Here is a 15,907-nt window from a genome sequence, read left to right as displayed (position 1 = left end):
GTGACGACCAGCTGCGGCATTCCCATCGCACACCCCTCACCTCAGGGTGTGAACGATGTCCCGAGACAGGTGTGCACGATGTCCTCAACTCAGACACCCCCTCCCGCACGCGTCCTGCGCGGCGTCGTCCGGCGCGGCGGTCCCCCGACCGGGTGACGACGGGTGCGGTGCCCGCCACGGCCCCGCAGGCTCCTCCGGTGAACGCGTGGTAGCTGCGGGCGCCCCGGTGGCAGGTCGGCATCGCGATGGGCGTGCTCCTCGCCCCGTTCGCCGTCGTCCTGTTCGGGCTGACCGCGCCCGCCCGGCTCGAGCGGCGCGCCGAGGTGCCCCGCCGGGCCGGCTGACGCGGCGGTCAGCCCAGGACGACGCGCAGGTCCAGCTCGGCCGACGGGGTGTCCGGGTCGTCGTCGTCCACGACGGCCAGCAGGTGCACCTCGCCGCCCTCGACCCCGCGGAGGGCCAGGCCCTCCACCTTGTGCACGTGGCCGCCCACCTCGGGGACGGGCGCGACCGCCTGGACCGTGTCGCCGTCCAGCAGCGCGATCGCGGTGGCGACCACCGGGCCGTCGTCCACCGCGTTCGGGGTGTCCTCGGCCGCCGCGCTCAGCAGCACCCTGCCGTCGGGGAGGGCGACCGCGTCGGTGACCGCGAGGCCCACGCCCTCGACCTCGCCGAGCTCGTACTGCCGGGGCCGGTCCACGGCGACCGCGGCGGGATCGGCGCGGCCGAGGACGGCAGCGACGAGGTCGTGCAGCGGCACGTCGACGCTCGCCGAGCGGACGCCGGCCGCCAGGTTGCCCCGGTTGAACCAGCGCACCACGTCGCCGTGGCGGCTGGCGCCCTCCAGGTTCACGTGGTCCATCGGCAGCTCCAGGCGTTCGGCCACGCGCCGGTACACCGGGCCGAGCTCCGCCGAGCGCACCACCGGCCGCCCGTCCTCGAGCCGCACCAGCACCGCCCGCATGCGCCGGACCGTGGAACCCGACCCCAGCAGGAGCACCGCCGGCTCCCCGTCCACCTCCGCCGGGCAGGCCACCTCCAGGTCGGGCTTCAGGTGCTTGGTACCCGCGGCTTCGCTGAAGGTGCACAGGCCCTCGACGGGCGGGAGCACCTCCACGGTGACCACCCCGTCCGGCCGGCGCCAGGCGGCGACCGTCGAGTCGTCCTGCACGACCAGCCAGCCGTCCCCGAGCGCGGCCACACCCGAGGCCGCGGTCACCGGGGTGCCGTCGGCGAACCGCAACGTCCGGGCCGCGTCCACGAAGACCTGCACCGGACCGGCTCAGCGGGGCGCCAGCACCTCGGCCAGCACCGGCACCAGCGCCGCGAACGCCTGGCCGCGGTGGCTGCGGGCGTCCTTCTCCGCCGGCTCCAGCTCGGCGGACGTCAGCTCGAGCCCCTCCGGGACGAACACCGGGTCGTAGCCGAAGCCGTTGCTCCCCCGCTTCTCGTGGACCACGCGCCCGCGCCACTGCCGCTCCAGCACCCGCTCGGTGCCGTCGGGGGTGACCAGCGCCGCCGCGCACACGAACGCCGCGCCCCGCCGCTCGTCGGGCACGTCGGCGAGCTGGCCGAGCAGCAGCGCGGTGTTGGCGTCGTCGTCGCCGTGCCGGCCCGACCACCGGGCCGAGAGCACCCCGGGCATGCCGTTGAGCGCGTCGACCGCGAGCCCGGAGTCGTCGGCCACCGCGGGCAGACCGGTGCACCGCACCGCCTCGCGCGCCTTGAGCAGCGCGTTGTCCGCGAAGGTCGCCCCGGTCTCCGGGGCCTCGGGGTACTCGTCGACGTCGCGCAGGCCGATGACCTCGACGCCGGGGACGGCGGTGGCCAGCAGGCGCTGGAGCTCGGCGAGCTTGCCGGCGTTGCGGGTGGCGAGCAGCAGCCGGGTGCTCATCGGGCGGCCGGTCCGCGCTGCAGCGCCTCGGCCTGGAGGCGGGTGAGCTCGGCGCAGCCGGCGACCGCCAGGTCGAGCAGCGCGTCGAGGGTCGGCCGGTCGAAGACCGCGCCCTCCGCGGTGCCCTGCACCTCGACGAAGCCGCCGTCCCCGGTGCAGACCACGTTCATGTCCGTGCCGGCGCGCACGTCCTCCTCGTAGGCGAGGTCCAGCCGCGGCTCGCCGTCGATGACACCCACGCTGACCGCGGCGACCGACTGGACCAGCGGCGCCTTCTTCGCCAGCTTCCCGCGCTCCCCGAGCCAGGCGACGGCGTCGGCCAGTGCCACGTAGGCGCCGGTGATGGCGGCGGTCCGGGTGCCGCCGTCGGCCTGGAGGACGTCGCAGTCGATCGCGATGCTGTTCTCCCCGAGCGCCCCCAGGTCGACCGAGGCGCGCAGCGAGCGCCCGATGAGCCGGCTGATCTCGTGCGTCCGCCCACCGATCCGCCCCTTCACCGACTCGCGGTCGCTGCGGGTGTGCGTCGCGCGCGGCAGCATCGAGTACTCGGCGGTGACCCAGCCCAGGCCCGAGCCCTTGCGCCACCGCGGCACGCCCTCGGTCACGCTCGCGGCGCACAGGACGCGGGTGCGGCCGAACTCCACGAGCACCGATCCCTCGGCGTGGTCGAGCCAGTTGCGGGTGATGGTCACCGGACGGAGCTGGTCGGCGCTACGGCCGTCGGCGCGGGTCACGTCCGCCGACAGTAGTGAACGCAACCGACGACCTCCGGACGAGCCGGGCCCTCCGCCCGCGCTAGCCTCGCCGGACATGGCCGCACCCACCACCGACGATGCGCGCCGGCGACGGTGGGAGAGCACCACCGGCTGGATCCTGACGACCGCCGCGCTGCTGTTCCTCACCGCCTACGCCTGGCCGATCATCGACCCGGATCTCGCCACGCCGTGGCCGACGGTGCTGGCCTGGGTCACCGTGGCCGCCTGGGCCTGGTTCGCCATCGACTACGTCGCCCGGCTGTGGTTGTCCGACCACCGCAGCCGGTTCGTGCGGAGCCATCCGTTCGACCTGGCCGTCATCGTCCTGCCGTTGCTGCGCCCGTTGCGGCTCCTCCGGCTCGTCACCTTGCTCTCGGCGCTCAACCGGCACGCCGGGAGCTCGTTGCGCGGCCGGGTCGCGGTCTACGTCGTCGGGGGCACGGCACTGCTGATGTTCGTGGCCGCGCTCGCCGTGCTGGATGCCGAACGCGGGCGCCCCGAGGGGAACATCGACACCTTCGGCGACGCACTGTGGTGGTCGTTCGCCACCGTGACCACCGTCGGGTACGGCGATCGCTTCCCGGTGACCACGCAGGGCCGCGCGGTCGCCGCCGGGCTGATGCTGACGGGCATCGCGCTGCTCGGCGTGATCACCGCGACGTTCGCCTCCTGGCTGGTGGAGCGGGTGCAGGAGGTCGGCGAGGAGTCGGAGGCGGTCACCCGGCGCGACCTGCAGGCGCTGTCGGCGGAGGTCGCCCAGCTGCGCGCGGCCCTGACCCGGGAGTCGGCCGCCCCCGGCACGGCCGCCGAGGCACCGGCACCGGGGGCCCGCGCCGTCCCGCCCGCAGACGCCGGGAGCCCGGCACGCGACCGGAGCCCGTGACGGGCAGGATCGGCGCCATGAGATCGGAGCTGCGTTCCGTCCGCACCGGCGGCGTCCCCGTCGTCGTCGACCTCACCGACGACTGCGCCGAGTTCGTGCAGCAGGAGCGCGACGGGCTGCTGCACGTCTTCGTCCCGCACGCGACCGCCGGCCTGGCGATCCTGGAGACCGGCTCGGGCAGCGACGACGACCTGCTGGCCCAGCTGGACGCGCTGCTGCCCCGCGACGACCGGTGGCGCCACCGGCACGGCAGCCCCGGGCACGGCCGGGACCACGTGCTGCCGGCGTTCGTCCCGCCGCACGCCAGCGTGCCGGTGCTGGAGGGCCGGCTGATGCTGGGCACCTGGCAGCGCATCTGCCTGGTGGACACCAACACCGACAACCACCAGCGGCAGGTGCGCTTCTCCTTCCTGCCCGGCTGACGCCCCCTTGCGACCTCGCCCCCGGGACACGGCAGGATGCGCGGCATGAGCGAGACCGACGCCGCCCCCGTCCGCCTGGCCCCCGGCGACCCGGCGCCGGACTTCACGCTGCCCGATGCCGACGGCACCCCGGTGTCGCTGTCGTCCTACCGGGGCCGGCGCGTCATCGTCTACTGCTACCCGGCGGCGATGACACCTGGCTGCACCACCCAGGCCGTCGACTTCACCGCCGCGGCCGGCGACCTCGCCGAGGCGGGGCTGGAGATCATCGGCATCTCCCCCGACCCGGTCGAGAAGCTCGCCCGCTTCCGCGAGAAGGAGGACCTGCGCATCACGCTGGTCTCCGACCCGGACAAGCAGGTGATGCGGTCCTACGGCGCGTACGGCACGAAGAAGCTGTACGGCAAGGAGGTCGTCGGCGTGATCCGGTCGACGTTCGTCATCGACGCCGAGGGCCGGGTGGAGCGCGCCTCCTACAACGTCAAGGCGACCGGGCACGTGGCCAAGCTGCGGCGCGACCTCGGGTTGGAGTGATCCCTCAGGCGCGCCACGTGCCCGGCCGGGGCTGGCACTCCGGCGGGCAGGGGTACTCCGGGTCCCACGGGAAGCCGCCGTCCCGGTGGGCCCAGGAGAGCTGGTAGGCGGGCACGGAGAACTCGTCGGGGCGCTGGTAGAAGCGGTTGGCGCTGAACAGGATGTCGCCCGGGTTGGGCAGCTCCTCGACCACCAGCGGCTCGGCCTCGCCGTGGGCGATCACCTCCCCGGGCACCAGGTCCCGCCCGGCGAGCACCAGGCCGGCCACGTGCTGGAGCACGCCGCAGGCCGCCTCGCGCCCGACACCGACCACGACCAGCTCCGGGTGCCCGACGCCGAACAGCCCCACGGTGTAGCCGAACGGCGGTTCGCCGGCCTCCTCGCCGCGCATCACGTACTGCACGGCGACCCGGTGGGCGCGGATGGTCTGCGCCAGCCGGCTGTCCTCCTGGTCGAGCCAGGCGATCGTCCGGGGATCGGTCGTCATGCCGCACAGCTTGCGACCGACCACCGACACCCGGTGCGCCCGCGCGTCGGCCTGTGGACGATCGGGCCGCCTGGGGACGCCGATGAGTTCTCCCGGCCCGGGCGGTCGAACCGTCGTCGACCGTCCCGGAGGCGCACCGTGCACCAGCTGCTGAAGGTCCAGAACCTCACCGTCTCGAGCGACGGCTTCGCCGCCGGCGAGGGCCAGAGCCTGGAGCGGCCGTTCGGCCACGCCGACCCGCTGGAGCTGATGGGCTGGGCCGTCGCGACCGCCAGCTTCCCGAACCGCAGCGAGCCCGGCGGCAGCCGCGGGCTCGACGACTACTTCACCCGCGACTTCGCGCACGGCATCGGCGCCGAGATCATGGGCCGCAACAAGTTCGGCCCCCAGCGCGGCCCGTGGCAGGACCACGAATGGCAGGGCTGGTGGGGCGCCGAGCCGCCGTTCCACACCCCCGTCCTCGTCATGACCCACCACCCGCGCCCGTCGTTCACCCTCTCGGACACGACGTTCTCCTTCGTGGGGGGCGACCCGGCCGACGTGCTGGAGCAGGCCCGGGCGGCGGCCGGCGGCCGGCACGTACGGCTCGGCGGCGGGGCCGCCACCGTCCGGGAGTTCCTCGACGCCGGCCTCGTGGACACCCCTGCACGTCGCGATGGCACCCGTGGAGCTGGGCTCGGGGGCGCGGCTGTGGACCTCGCCCGACGAGCTGTCGGACCGCTTCCACCACGATGAGGTGCCCAGCCCGAGCGGGGTCGTCCACCACCTCTACTGGCGCCGCTGAGCGGTCACGTCCCGTCGATGCCGAAGACGCTGCGGACGAGGGCGTCGATGACCGTCGTCGCCGCCTCGAGGTCCGGCGCCCGCGCGGCCAGCACCTCGGAGTAGAGGAAGGACTCCCCCAGCCGGACGACCGCCAGGGCGAGCAGCGGCACCGGGATCTTCGGCACCAGGCCGTGCTCGTCGACGTCGCGCTGGAACAGCTCGGTGTAGGCCTCGACGACCCGGGGCTGGACCCTGCCCTGGGGGTCGGTGAGCACCCGGATCGCGGTCGCCGGTTCCTCGGCGAGCAGCCGGCGGACGGGGCCGGCGGCGCTGAGGGCATAGCGGAAGTCCTCGCTCACGGCCAGCGAGCGCAGCCGGTCGGCCGGGCCGCCCTCCGCCCACCGGGCGTCGTGCTCGCGCTCGATGGCGGCCAGCGTGCGCCGACCGAGGAAGGCCAGCGCGTCGCCGAGGATCGCGTCGCGGTTGCCGGCCCGGCGGAAGAGCGTCGCCCGCGAGATGCCCAGCTCGGTCGCCAGGGTGCCGGTGTCCAGCCGGCGGCCGGCCATCAGGGTCCGCGCCGCGTGGCGCACGATCTCCTCGGGGGCGCCGGTCACGGGTGGCAGCGTAGGGCAGCAGGGACGGGCCCGACGTCGCCGGAACCCGCCCCGTACCAGCACCTACCGGGAGATCACACCGGCACGGAGTGCCCGTCAGCCACCCTCGGCCGCGCGGCGGGCCCGCGCCCGCCGCTTCCCCTCGTGCATGGCCTGCACCCGGGCGACCGGGATCGTGTGGCCCTCGGCGACGAGGTCGGCCGGGAGCGACTGGGGCTCCGGCAGCAGTGCGGCCCAGTCGGGCAGCGCGGAGGACGTCGTGACGGTGGCATCGCCCGGCCGCACCGTGTCGAGGTCGGCCCAGTCCACGGGAGCCGACACCGGCAGCCCCGGCCGCACCCGCGGGCTGTAGGCGGCGACGACGGTGCCGGTGCCCGACCGGGTGGAGTCCACGAACACCCGGCCCTCCCGCTCCTCCTTCAGGAACGCCGTCGTCGCGATCGCGGGGTCCAGCTGCGCCGTCCGCTGCGCCAGCGCCCGCGTCGCCGCCGCGACGTCCTCGACCGGTGCGCCGCGCACGGGGACGACGACGTGCAACCCGGAGGAACCGCTGGTCTTCACCGCGCCGGCGAGCCCGGCACCGGCCAGCGCCCGGCGGGCGAGCCGCGCGACGTCGACGACCGCGGAGAAGTCGGCCCCGTCGGGCGGGTCGAGGTCGAGCACCAGTCCGGTGGGCTCGCGCGCCCCGGCCGGGAGGAACGGGACGTGGAACTCGACCGCGCGCTGGTTGGCCAGCCACAGCAGGGTGCGCCGGTCGTCGCAGAGCACCTGGTGCACCTCGCGGCGCGCCGACTCGGCCCACACGGGCACGGTCCGCACCCAGGCGGGGGCGCCCCTGCTCACGTTGCGCTGCATGAACGGCGCCTGGCCCGGCCGCACCCGCACCACCGACAGCGGCCGGCCGGCCAGCAGCGGCACCATCCGGTCGGCGACGGCGTCGAGGTGGTCGACGAGGGCCCGCTTGGTGACCTCGAGCCCGTCACCGAGCGGCGAGTCGAGGCTGCTCAGCGGCACGCCGTCCCGCTCGTCCACGGGGGTCACCGTTCCCCCATCGCGGCCATCCGGCAAGCGGCTCAGATCTCGTACACGGCTCCGGGGCTGACCAGCTCGGTCTCGCTGAACACCGAGCTGGCGGCGAACAGCTGGCCGATGTGGTCCACCCAGGCGGGGATGTGGGTGAGCAGCAGCCGCCCGACCCCTGCCTCGGTGGCGTGCTGCGCGGCCTGCCGCCCGGTGAGGTGCAGGCCCGGGGGCTGGTCGGGCACGGCGTCCGGGTGGGCCGCCTCGGCCAGCAGCACATCGGCGCCGCGGGCCAGCTCGACCACCCGGTCGCAGGGGCCGGTGTCACCGGTGTAGACGAGCGACCGGCCGCCCGCGGTGAGCCGGATGGCGTAGGTCTCCACCGGGTGCGCCGTGCGGGCCAGCTCGACGTCGAAGGGGCCGAGGCGGAAGCCGCCGGGGCCCACGGGGACGAAGTCGAAGACGTCGGTGAGACCGTCGCCGTCCAGGTCGTAGGCCAGCGCGAGCCGCCGTTCGGCCCCGACCGGCGCGTACAGCGGCACGAGCGGGCCGCGGGCACGACCGGAGTACCGGTGCCAGACGACGAACGGGGCGACGTCGAGGCAGTGGTCGGCGTGCAGGTGCGAGAGGAACACCGCGTCCACCGACGCCGGGTCCGCGAACCGCTGCAGCGCGCCGAAGGAGCCGTTGCCCAGGTCGACGACGAGCCGGAAACCGTCGTGCTCCACGAGGTAGCAGGACGCGGGCGAGTCGGGGCCCGGGCCGCTGCCGCAGCACCCCACGACGGTCAGCTTCACGCGGCGCCCGCCCGTCCGGCGGCGAGCACGGCGCCGACCTCCGGCCCGAGGAAGCGACGGCCGAGGCGGGCGAACGGCTCGGGGTCGCCGGTGGCGAGGAAGGCGTGCCGCGGCGGCGCGGCGCCGGGGTCGCGGAGCAGGTCGGCGCGGGTGAGCACCCGGTAGACGTCCTTGGCGGTCTCCTCGGCGCTGGAGACCAGCGTGACGCCGTCGCCGAGCACCACCGACAGCACCCCGGTCAGCAGCGGGTAGTGCGTGCACCCGAGGACGACGGTGTCGACGCCGGCCGCCATCAGGGGGTCGAGGTAGGACTGCGCCAGGCCCAGCAGCTGCCGGCCGCTGGTGATCCCGCGCTCGACGAAGTCGACGAAGCTGGGGCAGGCCGCGGAGGTCACCGTGACCTGTGGGGCCGCGGCGAACGCGTCGTCGTACGCGCCGCTGGTGACGGTGGCCTGGGTGCCGATGACGCCGATCCGGCCGTTGCGGGTGGCGGCGATCGCCCGGCGGACCGCGGGCAGCACCACCTCGACCACCGGCACGTCGTAGCGCTCCCGCGCGTCGCGCAGCGAGGCGGCGCTCGCGGAGTTGCAGGCGACGACGAGCATCTTCACGCCGCTGGCGACCAGCTCGTCCATCACCGCCAGGGAGTGCCGGCGGACCTCGGCGATCGGCAGCGGGCCGTACGGGCCGTTCGCGGTGTCGCCGATGTAGCGGACCGCCTCGCCGGGCAGCTGGTCCAGCACGGCGCGGGCGACGGTGAGCCCACCGACACCCGAGTCGAAGATGCCGATCGGTGCGTCGGCTCCTGGCTGCGTCCCCATGTCGCCGGACAGGCTAGCTCCCGCCACCGACGGTCGCGCCGCCCCGTGGCGGGGCGGCGTGCAGCAGCCCCTGCCGCCGCCGGCGCCGGGCTGCCAGACTCCTACCGGCCCTCACCGCCTTCCAGCCGGAGGTCCGCCGTGGAGCTCGACCCCGTCACCACGAACCCGACCCACTACGCCGTCGTGTTCGAGAACGACCGGGTGCGGGTGCTCGAGTACCGCGACCACCCGGGTGACCGGACCACGCCCCACGCCCACCCCGACAGCGTCATGCACACGCTGAGCAGCTTCCGCCGGCGCCTGGTCGGCCCGGACGGGCGGACCAGGGACGTCGAGCTCGCGGCGGGCACCACCGGCTGGCTCCCCGCCCAGCAGCACGCCGGTCACAACATCGGGGAGACCGACACCCACGTCCTCTTCGTGGAGCTCAAGGACGCCCGGCCCGGCGGCGACGGCACCGCCGCCGCGGTGGGCCCGGTCATCCGGCCCTGAGGCACCCGGCGTGCCGGTGGCTCACGCCCAGAGCTGGCCCTCCAGCGCGGAGGTCGCCTCCTCCAGCGTGCCGGCGTAGGCGCCGGTGGAGAGGTACTTCCAGCCGCCGTCGCAGACGACGAAGCAGATGTCGGCCCGGCGCCCGGCCGCCACCTCCTTGTCGGCGATGCCCAGGGCCGCGTGCAGGATCGCGCCGGTGGAGATGCCGGCGAAGATGCCCTCGCGCTCGACCAGCTGGCGGGTGCGGTGGATGGCGTCGGCGGGGCCCACGGAGAACCGCGAGTCCAGCAGCTCGGCGTCGTAGAGCTCGGGGATGAAGCCCTCGTCGATGTTGCGCAGGCCGTAGACCAGCTCGCCGTACCGGGGCTCGGCGGCGATCACCTGCACCCCCGGCTTGTGCTCGCGGAAGTACCGGGAGCAGCCCATGAGCGTGCCGGTCGTGCCCAGCCCGGCGACGAAGTGGGTGATCGAGGGCAGGTCGGCCAGGATCTCCGGCGCCGTCCCCTCGTAGTGCGCCTGCGCGTTCGCCGGGTTGCCGTACTGGTAGAGCATCACCCAGTCGTCGTGCTGGGCGGCGAGCTCCTTGGCCACGGCGACGGCCTGGTTGGAGCCGCCCGCGGCGGGCGAGGAGATGATCTGCGCCCCGTACATCTCGAGCAGCTGCCGGCGCTCCACCGAGGTGTTCTCCGGCATGACGCAGACCAGCCGGTAGCCACGCTGCCGGGCCACCATGGCCAGCGAGATGCCGGTGTTGCCGCTGGTCGGCTCCAGGATGGTCGAGCCCGGGCGCAGCAGCCCCTCCTTCTCGGCCGCCTCGATCATCTTGATCGCGGCGCGGTCCTTGATGGAGCCCGTGGGGTTGTGGTCCTCGAGCTTGGCCCACAGCCGCACGTCGGGGGTCGGCGAGAGGTTGGGCAGCCCGACGAGCGGGGTGCCGCCGAGGGAGTCGACGAGGGAGGCGAAGCGGGCCATCGGGTGAGCTCTTCCGGGACGGGGACGAGGGGCGGGAGCGGGGTGCCGCTCAGCAGCCGCCCGCGACCGCCGGGAGGATGGTGACCGAGTCGCCGTCCTTGACCTCGGTGTCCAGGGCACCGGTGAAGCGGACGTCCTCGTCGTTGACGTAGACGTTGACGAAGCGGTGCAGCTTGCCCTCCTCGGTCACGAGGCGGTCCTTGAGACCCGAGTGCTTGCTGTCGAGGTCGTCGATGAGCGCCCCCAGGGTGCTCCCGCTGCCCTCGACGGTCTTGCTGCCGCCGGTGTGGGTGCGCAGGATGGTCGGGATCCGGACCTCGATGGCCATGGCGTGCTTCTCCTCGGTACGTGGGGGATGTCGCGGTGCTGCTCTGCAGCCGTGGTGCGTCTGTGCGGGCAACGCCCGGTGACCGCCGCCGATTCCGGGCGGCGGCGGCAGTCACACGTTCAGTCGTAGACGACGGTCGTCGGCGAGTGCCCGAACAGGTAGGACTCGACGATCTCGACCTCCTCCTCCGACACCTCCCCGTCGACGATGCGGTAGCTGCGGAACTCGACGTCGTCGCCGGCCAGCCCGGTCTCGGGGCCGTGGTGCCGGGTGGACACCAGCACGTAGTGGGTGCGGGGGTCGGCCGCCGGCCCCGACGCGTAGCCGATGTCGGTGCGCGAGGGGTAGGCCTCGGTGGCGGTGTGCGAGTGGTAGACGACGACCGGCCACTCGTCGCGGTCGTCCATCTCGCGGTACAGCGCCAGCAGGTCGGCGCTGTCGAACTCGTAGAACGTCGGCGACCGCGCCGCGTTCAGCATCGGCACGAAGCGCTCGGGACGCTCGGTCCCCTCCGGTCCGGCGACGACGCCGCAGGCCTCGTCCGGGTGGTCCTTCCGGGCGTGGGCCACGATGGCGTCGTAGGTCGCGCGGTCGATGCGCAGCACGACGCCAGTCTAGGCGTGCCCGCGGGGCCGCTCCCCGGTCGCCCCCGGAACGGCACGGCCGGGTGACCGGCAGGTGGCCGCCGGGCGGCCGCGGGGAGACGAGCCGGGACCGATACGGTCGGCGTCGTGTGGGTCCCGCTGCTCCTGACCGCCGGCGTCGTGCTGCTGGCCCTGCCGGCGCTCGTGATGGGTCTGCGGGGGCTGTTCCGGCACCGCGGCTACAGCGCGGTCCACCCGGGCGACCGCGGCCCCGTCGTGGTCATCGTGGTCGTGCGCGCGGTGCTCCTGCTCCTGCTGCTCGCCACCTCGGCCCTGGTGCTGGTCTCGACCGTCGGCGCGGCGCTGGCCGAGGTGGAGCTGCACGGCATGGTCTACGTGCTCTTCGTCCTCGCCCTGCTGCTCGCCGCCCTGGTGCTGCTCACCTTCGGCCGGCGCGACCCGCGACGAGCGCGTCGACGAGCGACCCCTGCAGCGCGGTGAGCCAGTAGTAGACGGCGAGCTGGTGGTCGCCCTCGTCCACGATCTCCTCCGGCGGCTCGGTGTCCTCGCCGATGTCCAGCCGGGTGCCGAGCGCCAGCCGCAGGTCGTTGCTCGTGCGCAGCCAGGCGCCGGCCTGGTCCGCGTCCAGGCGCACCTCTCCCCCGTCGGCCGGCAGCGTGGCGCGCACCGTCGCGAGGTCGTCGGCCTTGCCGCCGCGCAGCGCCTGCTCGGTGAGCCCGCGGTAGTCCTCGGCCAGCGCCGGGTCGCTGCGGTGCCCGGCCGGGAACAGCCGCTCGATCACCGGGTCCCCGCTGCTGTCGGCGCGGTCGGCGGCCAGCAGCTGCTCCAACTGGTCCAGCAGCAGCCCCACGATGCCGGCCTCCGCCCGGTCCAGCCGGGCGACCAGCTGCCCGCCGCGGGCTGCGCGGAACGGCTTCACGAGTCCCTCTGGTAGCTGGCCCACAGCCCGTAGGCGTGCAGCCGGCTGGTGTCGTGCTCCATGCGCTCGCGCGGGCCGGAGCTGACGATCGCCTTCCCCTCGTGGTGCACCTGCAGCATCAGCGTGGTGGCGGTCGGCTCGTCGTAGCCGAACAGCTCCTGCAGCACGAACGTCACGTAGGTCATCAGGTTGACCGGGTCGTTCCACACGATGGTCACCCACGGACGGTCGAGGTCGCCGTGCTCCTCGACGGTCGTCTCGGGGGCCCGGGTCGGGGCGAGCGGTCCGGCCACGGTCCCAGCTTAGGACGTCGCCCGGCCCGCCGATCGGGCTCCGCCTACGCTCCGGAGCCATGCCGACGGCTCCCGCGCTGCTCACCGACCGCTACGAGCTGACCATGCTCGCCGCCGCGCTCGCCGACGGCACGGCCGGGCGGGACTGCGTCTTCGAGGTGTTCGCCCGCCGCCTGCCGCACGGCCGCCGCTACGGGGTGCTCGCGGGCACCGGCCGGCTGCTCGAGGCCCTGCCGCACTTCCGCTTCGGCGACGAGGAGCTGGCGACCCTGCGCGACCAGGGCCTGACCGACCGGCGGCTGCTCGACTGGCTCGCCGACTTCCGGTTCAGCGGCGACGTCGACGGCTACGCCGAGGGCGAGCTGTTCTTCCCCGGCTCCCCGGTGCTCACCGTGCGCGCCCCCTTCGGCGAGGGCGTGCTGCTGGAGACCCTCGCCCTCTCCGTGCTCAACCACGACTCGGCGATCGCCTCGGCGGCGGCGCGCATGGTGGCCGCCGCCTGCGAGCGCCCCTGCATCGAGATGGGCTCGCGGCGCACCCACGAACTGGCCGCCGTGGCCGCCGCGCGTGCCGCACACCTCGTCGGGTTCGCGGCGAGCTCCAACCTGGAGGCCGGCCGGCGCTACGGCGTCCCGACGACCGGCACCAGCGCGCACGCCTTCACGCTGCTCCACGACGACGAGCGCGCGGCCTTCCGCGCGCAGGTCGACACCCTCGGCACGGGCACCACGCTGCTCGTCGACACCTACGACGTCGAGCAGGGCATCCGGACGGCGATCGAGGTGGCCGGGCCCGAGCTGGGCGCCATCCGGCTGGACTCCGGCGATCTGCCGACCCTGGCCACCCGCGCCCGGGAGCTCCTCGACGAGCTCGGCGCCACCGGCACCCGCGTGATCGTCACCAGCGACCTCGACGAGTACGCCATCGCGGGCCTCATGGCCGCCCCGGTCGACGGCTACGGGGTGGGCACCTCGCTGGTCACCGGCTCCGGGGCGCCCACGGCCGGGATGGTCTACAAGCTGGTGGAGCGGGACGGCGTCCCCGTGGCCAAGCGTTCCGAGGGCAAGAACTCCGTGGGCGGGCGCAAGCACGCCGTCCGGCGGCACGGCGACGACGGCACCGCCACGGCCGAGGTGGTCAGCAGCGCGCCGGTCGGGCCACGGGCGGGCGACCGCGACCTGGTGGTCCCGCTGGTGCGCGACGGCGCCGTGTGCGACGACGTCGCCCCGCCCGAGGCGCTGCGGCGCGCCCGCGAGCACCACGCGCGGGTGCGGGAGGCGCTGCCCGCCGAGGCGTGGGCGCTCTCCCGCGGCGAACCGGTCCTGGAGACGCTCACCGCGTGAGCGACCAGCCCGTCGCGGGGCACACTGCAGGGATGACGCGCGCACTGATCGTCGTGGACGTGCAGAACGACTTCTGCGAGGGCGGCAGCCTGGCCGTCGCCGGTGGTGCCGCGGTGGCGGCGGCGATCACCGAGCACGTCCGGACGGCGGGCTACGACCACGTCGTCGCCACCCGCGACCACCACGTCGACCCCGGGTCGCACTTCGCCGAGACGCCGGACTTCCTCGAGACCTGGCCCGCCCACTGCGTCGTCGGCACCGGCGGGGTGGAGCTGCACCCGGCGCTGGACCGCGGCACGCTCGAGGCGGTGTTCGACAAGGGCGAGTACGCCGCCGCCTACTCGGGGTTCGAGGGGGTGTCCGACGGGGTCGGGCTGGCCGACTGGCTGCGCGGGCGCGGGGTGGACGCCGTCGACGTCGTCGGCATCGCCACCGACCACTGCGTGCGGGCCACCGCGCTGGACGCCGTCGCGGCCGGGTTCCGCACGCGGGTGCTGCTGCCCCTCACCGCGGGTGTCTCCGAGGGCACGGTGAGCGCCGCTCTCGACCAGCTGCGCACGGCGGGGGTGCAGCTGGAGGGCGCCGTCCACCAGGGCTGAGCGGAGCCGCGGCGCCGTCCTCCCCCACCGCCGACGCCGAGGGAGGACGCCCGACGATCAGGTCACCTGGTCATCGCCGAGCAGCGGGGCGGGTGGTCAGACGGCGTCGAGGACCTCGTCACGGGTGAAGCCGAGCACCTGCAGGACGGCGTCGAGGTGGGGCTGGTTCAGCGCCGTGTGCGCCTGCTCGCGCACGAACGGCTTGGCGTTGAACGCGATCCCCAGCCCCGCGGTGCTGAGCATGTCGAGGTCGTTGGCCCCGTCGCCGACGGCCACCGTCTGGTCCAGCGGGATGCCGTACTGCTCGGCGAAGCGGACCAGCGCCCGCGCCTTCCCGGGCCGGTCGACGATCTCCCCGACCAGCCCGCCGGTCAGCCGCCCGTCCCGCACCTCGAGGGTGTTCGCCGCGGCGAAGTCCAGCCCGAGGCTCTCGGCCAGCGGGCCGGTGATCTGGGTGAAGCCGCCGCTGACGATGCCGCAGCGGAACCCCAGCCGCTGCAGCGTGCGGATGAGGGTGCGCGCGCCCGGGGTGAGCACCAGGTGCTCGCGGACCTCGTCGAGCACCGTCTCGGGCAGCCCGGCCAGCACGGCGACCCGCGCCCGCAGCGACTCGGCGAAGTCGAGCTCGCCGTTCATCGCCGCCGCGGTGATGCGGGCGACCTCCGCCGCCCGCCCCGCGCGCGCGGCCAGCTCGTCGATGACCTCGCCGCGCACCAGGGTGGAGTCGACGTCCAGGACGATCAGGCGCTTGCTGCGCCGGGCGATGCCGACCTGCTCGACGGCGATGTCGGCGCCCGTCTCGGCCGCCACCGAGGCGAGGGCGGCGCGCAGGGCGGTGGCCTCCGCGCCGGAGACGGTGAGCTCGAAGCTGGTGACCGGGACGTCGGAGAGCCGCCGGATGGCGTCGATGTTGCCACCGACCCCGGTGACCGCCTGCGCGGCGCCGGCCACCGCCTCGGGAGGCACCGGCCGCCCCAGCACGATGACGTGGTGCGGGCGCCCGCCGGCGGCCGGCGCGTCGGGGCCGCTGGCCGACTCGACCGCCACGCGGACGCCGAGGGCGCCCTCGACGTCGTCGGCCACGGACCGCAGGTGGTCCAGCAGCTCCGCCTCCCCGGTCACCGGCCGGCCGCCGGTCACCAGCGCGCCGACCACCACGCCCAGCACCAGGTGCCCGTGCACCACGACCTGCTCGACGTCGAGGACCTCGACCGGCGGGCGCCCGTCCCCGCGCGGTGCCAGCGCGGCGAACAGGCGGGCGGTCACCCCCGGCCGGTCCGCCCCGGTGACGGTGAGCAGGGCCCGCGGCGCGATGGCGTCGGGGGCCGGCAGCAGGTCGGGCGTCGGCTCGTGCGGCACGCGGT

General features: G+C 75.0%; 22 protein-coding genes. 8 read left to right on the top strand and 14 right to left on the bottom strand.

Annotated features, from left to right (window positions below; all coding sequences use genetic code 11):
* Positions 1 to 352: 352 nt before the first annotated feature.
* From E9565_RS12800 to rph, 3 genes are read right to left on the bottom strand one after another with little or no spacing between them, the layout of a single operon-like run.
* Positions 353 to 1,273, bottom strand: a complete 921-nt coding sequence (locus E9565_RS12800) for a hypothetical protein (RefSeq protein ID WP_236835337.1) — start codon at positions 1,271 to 1,273, stop codon at positions 353 to 355.
* 9 nt (positions 1,274 to 1,282) lie between these two features.
* Complete coding sequence (gene rdgB / locus E9565_RS12795) at positions 1,283 to 1,894, bottom strand: RdgB/HAM1 family non-canonical purine NTP pyrophosphatase (RefSeq protein ID WP_236835335.1); 612 nt, start codon at positions 1,892 to 1,894, stop codon at positions 1,283 to 1,285.
* Positions 1,891 to 2,628, bottom strand: a complete 738-nt coding sequence (gene rph, locus E9565_RS12790) for a ribonuclease PH (RefSeq protein WP_308113096.1) — start codon at positions 2,626 to 2,628, stop codon at positions 1,891 to 1,893. The genes rdgB and rph overlap by 4 nt, the downstream gene beginning before the upstream one ends.
* A gap of 76 nt (positions 2,629 to 2,704) precedes the next feature.
* Between rph and E9565_RS12785 the strand changes: the two genes are divergently transcribed.
* From E9565_RS12785 to bcp, 3 genes are read left to right on the top strand one after another with little or no spacing between them, the layout of a single operon-like run.
* Positions 2,705 to 3,532: a potassium channel family protein gene (locus E9565_RS12785; protein ID WP_236835333.1), complete on the top strand. Its 828-nt coding sequence runs from the start codon at positions 2,705 to 2,707 to the stop codon at positions 3,530 to 3,532.
* A 17-nt stretch (positions 3,533 to 3,549) separates the two neighbouring features.
* A complete protein-coding gene (locus E9565_RS12780) occupies positions 3,550 to 3,954 on the top strand; it encodes a YjbQ family protein (RefSeq protein ID WP_236825598.1) in 405 nt (134 codons plus the stop codon).
* Between the two features lie 45 nt (positions 3,955 to 3,999).
* Entirely contained in the window at positions 4,000 to 4,488 is a 489-nt protein-coding gene (gene bcp, locus E9565_RS12775; RefSeq protein WP_236825599.1) for a thioredoxin-dependent thiol peroxidase, read from the top strand.
* A gap of 4 nt (positions 4,489 to 4,492) precedes the next feature.
* Here bcp and E9565_RS12770 read toward each other — a convergent pair whose 3' ends face one another.
* Positions 4,493 to 4,975 (bottom strand): DUF4262 domain-containing protein, encoded by a 483-nt coding sequence (locus E9565_RS12770; protein WP_236835331.1) that lies wholly within the window; start codon positions 4,973 to 4,975, stop codon positions 4,493 to 4,495.
* Positions 4,976 to 5,113: 138 nt separating this feature from the next.
* Here E9565_RS12770 and E9565_RS12765 point away from each other — a divergent pair, with 138 nt between their 5' ends.
* Complete coding sequence (locus tag E9565_RS12765; RefSeq protein ID WP_236835330.1) at positions 5,114 to 5,710, top strand: dihydrofolate reductase family protein; 597 nt, start codon at positions 5,114 to 5,116, stop codon at positions 5,708 to 5,710.
* Positions 5,711 to 5,763: 53 nt separating this feature from the next.
* Here E9565_RS12765 and E9565_RS12760 read toward each other — a convergent pair whose 3' ends face one another.
* The 4 genes from E9565_RS12760 to murI form a co-directional block, all read right to left on the bottom strand.
* Positions 5,764 to 6,354, bottom strand: a complete 591-nt coding sequence (locus tag E9565_RS12760) for a QsdR family transcriptional regulator (protein WP_236835328.1) — start codon at positions 6,352 to 6,354, stop codon at positions 5,764 to 5,766.
* Between the two features lie 96 nt (positions 6,355 to 6,450).
* A complete protein-coding gene (locus E9565_RS12755; protein ID WP_236825603.1) occupies positions 6,451 to 7,386 on the bottom strand; it encodes a DNA polymerase domain-containing protein in 936 nt (311 codons plus the stop codon).
* Positions 7,387 to 7,427: 41 nt separating this feature from the next.
* Positions 7,428 to 8,171: an MBL fold metallo-hydrolase gene (locus E9565_RS12750; RefSeq protein WP_236825604.1), complete on the bottom strand. Its 744-nt coding sequence runs from the start codon at positions 8,169 to 8,171 to the stop codon at positions 7,428 to 7,430.
* Entirely contained in the window at positions 8,168 to 8,992 is an 825-nt protein-coding gene (murI, locus tag E9565_RS12745; RefSeq protein WP_236825605.1) for a glutamate racemase, read from the bottom strand. Before murI ends, E9565_RS12750 begins: the two co-directional genes overlap by 4 nt.
* Before the next feature lie 138 nt (positions 8,993 to 9,130).
* Between murI and E9565_RS12740 the strand changes: the two genes are divergently transcribed.
* Positions 9,131 to 9,484: a cytoplasmic protein gene (locus E9565_RS12740; protein ID WP_236835326.1), complete on the top strand. Its 354-nt coding sequence runs from the start codon at positions 9,131 to 9,133 to the stop codon at positions 9,482 to 9,484.
* 21 nt (positions 9,485 to 9,505) lie between these two features.
* Here the strand turns inward: E9565_RS12740 and E9565_RS12735 are convergent, their stop codons facing one another.
* The 3 genes from E9565_RS12735 to E9565_RS12725 all read right to left on the bottom strand — a co-directional run bounded on the left by E9565_RS12735 (position 9,506) and on the right by E9565_RS12725 (position 11,389).
* On the bottom strand, positions 9,506 to 10,456 hold the full coding sequence (locus E9565_RS12735) for a PLP-dependent cysteine synthase family protein (RefSeq protein WP_236835324.1): 951 nt from the start codon (positions 10,454 to 10,456) through the stop codon (positions 9,506 to 9,508).
* Positions 10,457 to 10,505: 49 nt separating this feature from the next.
* Entirely contained in the window at positions 10,506 to 10,784 is a 279-nt protein-coding gene (locus tag E9565_RS12730) for a MoaD/ThiS family protein (RefSeq protein WP_236825607.1), read from the bottom strand.
* A 119-nt stretch (positions 10,785 to 10,903) separates the two neighbouring features.
* Positions 10,904 to 11,389, bottom strand: coding sequence for a Mov34/MPN/PAD-1 family protein (locus E9565_RS12725; protein ID WP_236825608.1), 486 nt, complete (start codon positions 11,387 to 11,389; stop codon positions 10,904 to 10,906).
* Positions 11,390 to 11,515: 126 nt separating this feature from the next.
* On the opposite strand from E9565_RS12725, the gene E9565_RS12720 reads away from it, so the two are divergent.
* Positions 11,516 to 11,869, top strand: a complete 354-nt coding sequence (locus tag E9565_RS12720) for a hypothetical protein (protein WP_236825609.1) — start codon at positions 11,516 to 11,518, stop codon at positions 11,867 to 11,869.
* Here the strand turns inward: E9565_RS12720 and E9565_RS12715 are convergent.
* Entirely contained in the window at positions 11,808 to 12,308 is a 501-nt protein-coding gene (locus E9565_RS12715; RefSeq protein WP_236825610.1) for a DUF2017 family protein, read from the bottom strand. The genes E9565_RS12720 and E9565_RS12715 overlap by 62 nt on opposite strands.
* Positions 12,305 to 12,601, bottom strand: a complete 297-nt coding sequence (gene clpS / locus E9565_RS12710) for an ATP-dependent Clp protease adapter ClpS (RefSeq protein ID WP_236829085.1) — start codon at positions 12,599 to 12,601, stop codon at positions 12,305 to 12,307. The genes E9565_RS12715 and clpS overlap by 4 nt, the downstream gene beginning before the upstream one ends.
* 59 nt (positions 12,602 to 12,660) lie before the next feature.
* Between clpS and E9565_RS12705 the strand changes: the two genes are divergently transcribed.
* Complete coding sequence (locus E9565_RS12705) at positions 12,661 to 13,944, top strand: nicotinate phosphoribosyltransferase (RefSeq protein WP_236835322.1); 1,284 nt, start codon at positions 12,661 to 12,663, stop codon at positions 13,942 to 13,944.
* A 32-nt stretch (positions 13,945 to 13,976) separates the two neighbouring features.
* Entirely contained in the window at positions 13,977 to 14,543 is a 567-nt protein-coding gene (locus tag E9565_RS12700; RefSeq protein ID WP_236835320.1) for an isochorismatase family protein, read from the top strand.
* A 96-nt stretch (positions 14,544 to 14,639) separates the two neighbouring features.
* Here the strand turns inward: E9565_RS12700 and serB are convergent, their stop codons facing one another.
* Complete coding sequence (gene serB / locus E9565_RS12695; RefSeq protein WP_236835318.1) at positions 14,640 to 15,902, bottom strand: phosphoserine phosphatase SerB; 1,263 nt, start codon at positions 15,900 to 15,902, stop codon at positions 14,640 to 14,642.
* Between the last annotated feature and the right edge of the window lie 5 nt (positions 15,903 to 15,907).

Origin of the sequence: Blastococcus sp. KM273129, from assembly GCF_021698995.1 — a bacterium.
In the GTDB taxonomy this organism is placed as follows: Bacteria; Actinomycetota; Actinomycetes; order Mycobacteriales; family Geodermatophilaceae; genus Blastococcus.
This window is presented reverse-complemented; position numbering and strand designations above follow the sequence as displayed.

Excerpts from the sequence above, each read along its gene's own strand:
- E9565_RS12770 (WP_236835331.1), bottom strand. The coding sequence starts at position 4,975 with ATGACGACCGATCCCCGGACGATCGCCTGGCTCGACCAGGAGGACAGC.
- bcp (WP_236825599.1), top strand. The coding sequence starts at position 4,000 with ATGAGCGAGACCGACGCCGCCCCCGTCCGCCTGGCCCCCGGCGACCCG.
- E9565_RS12785 (WP_236835333.1), top strand. The coding sequence starts at position 2,705 with ATGGCCGCACCCACCACCGACGATGCGCGCCGGCGACGGTGGGAGAGC.
- E9565_RS12730 (WP_236825607.1), bottom strand. The coding sequence starts at position 10,784 with ATGGCCATCGAGGTCCGGATCCCGACCATCCTGCGCACCCACACCGGC.
- E9565_RS12700 (WP_236835320.1), top strand. The coding sequence starts at position 13,977 with ATGACGCGCGCACTGATCGTCGTGGACGTGCAGAACGACTTCTGCGAG.
- E9565_RS12735 (WP_236835324.1), bottom strand. The coding sequence starts at position 10,456 with ATGGCCCGCTTCGCCTCCCTCGTCGACTCCCTCGGCGGCACCCCGCTC.
- E9565_RS12780 (WP_236825598.1), top strand. The coding sequence starts at position 3,550 with ATGAGATCGGAGCTGCGTTCCGTCCGCACCGGCGGCGTCCCCGTCGTC.
- rdgB (WP_236835335.1), bottom strand. The coding sequence starts at position 1,894 with ATGAGCACCCGGCTGCTGCTCGCCACCCGCAACGCCGGCAAGCTCGCC.
- murI (WP_236825605.1), bottom strand. The coding sequence starts at position 8,992 with ATGGGGACGCAGCCAGGAGCCGACGCACCGATCGGCATCTTCGACTCG.
- E9565_RS12705 (WP_236835322.1), top strand. The coding sequence starts at position 12,661 with ATGCCGACGGCTCCCGCGCTGCTCACCGACCGCTACGAGCTGACCATG.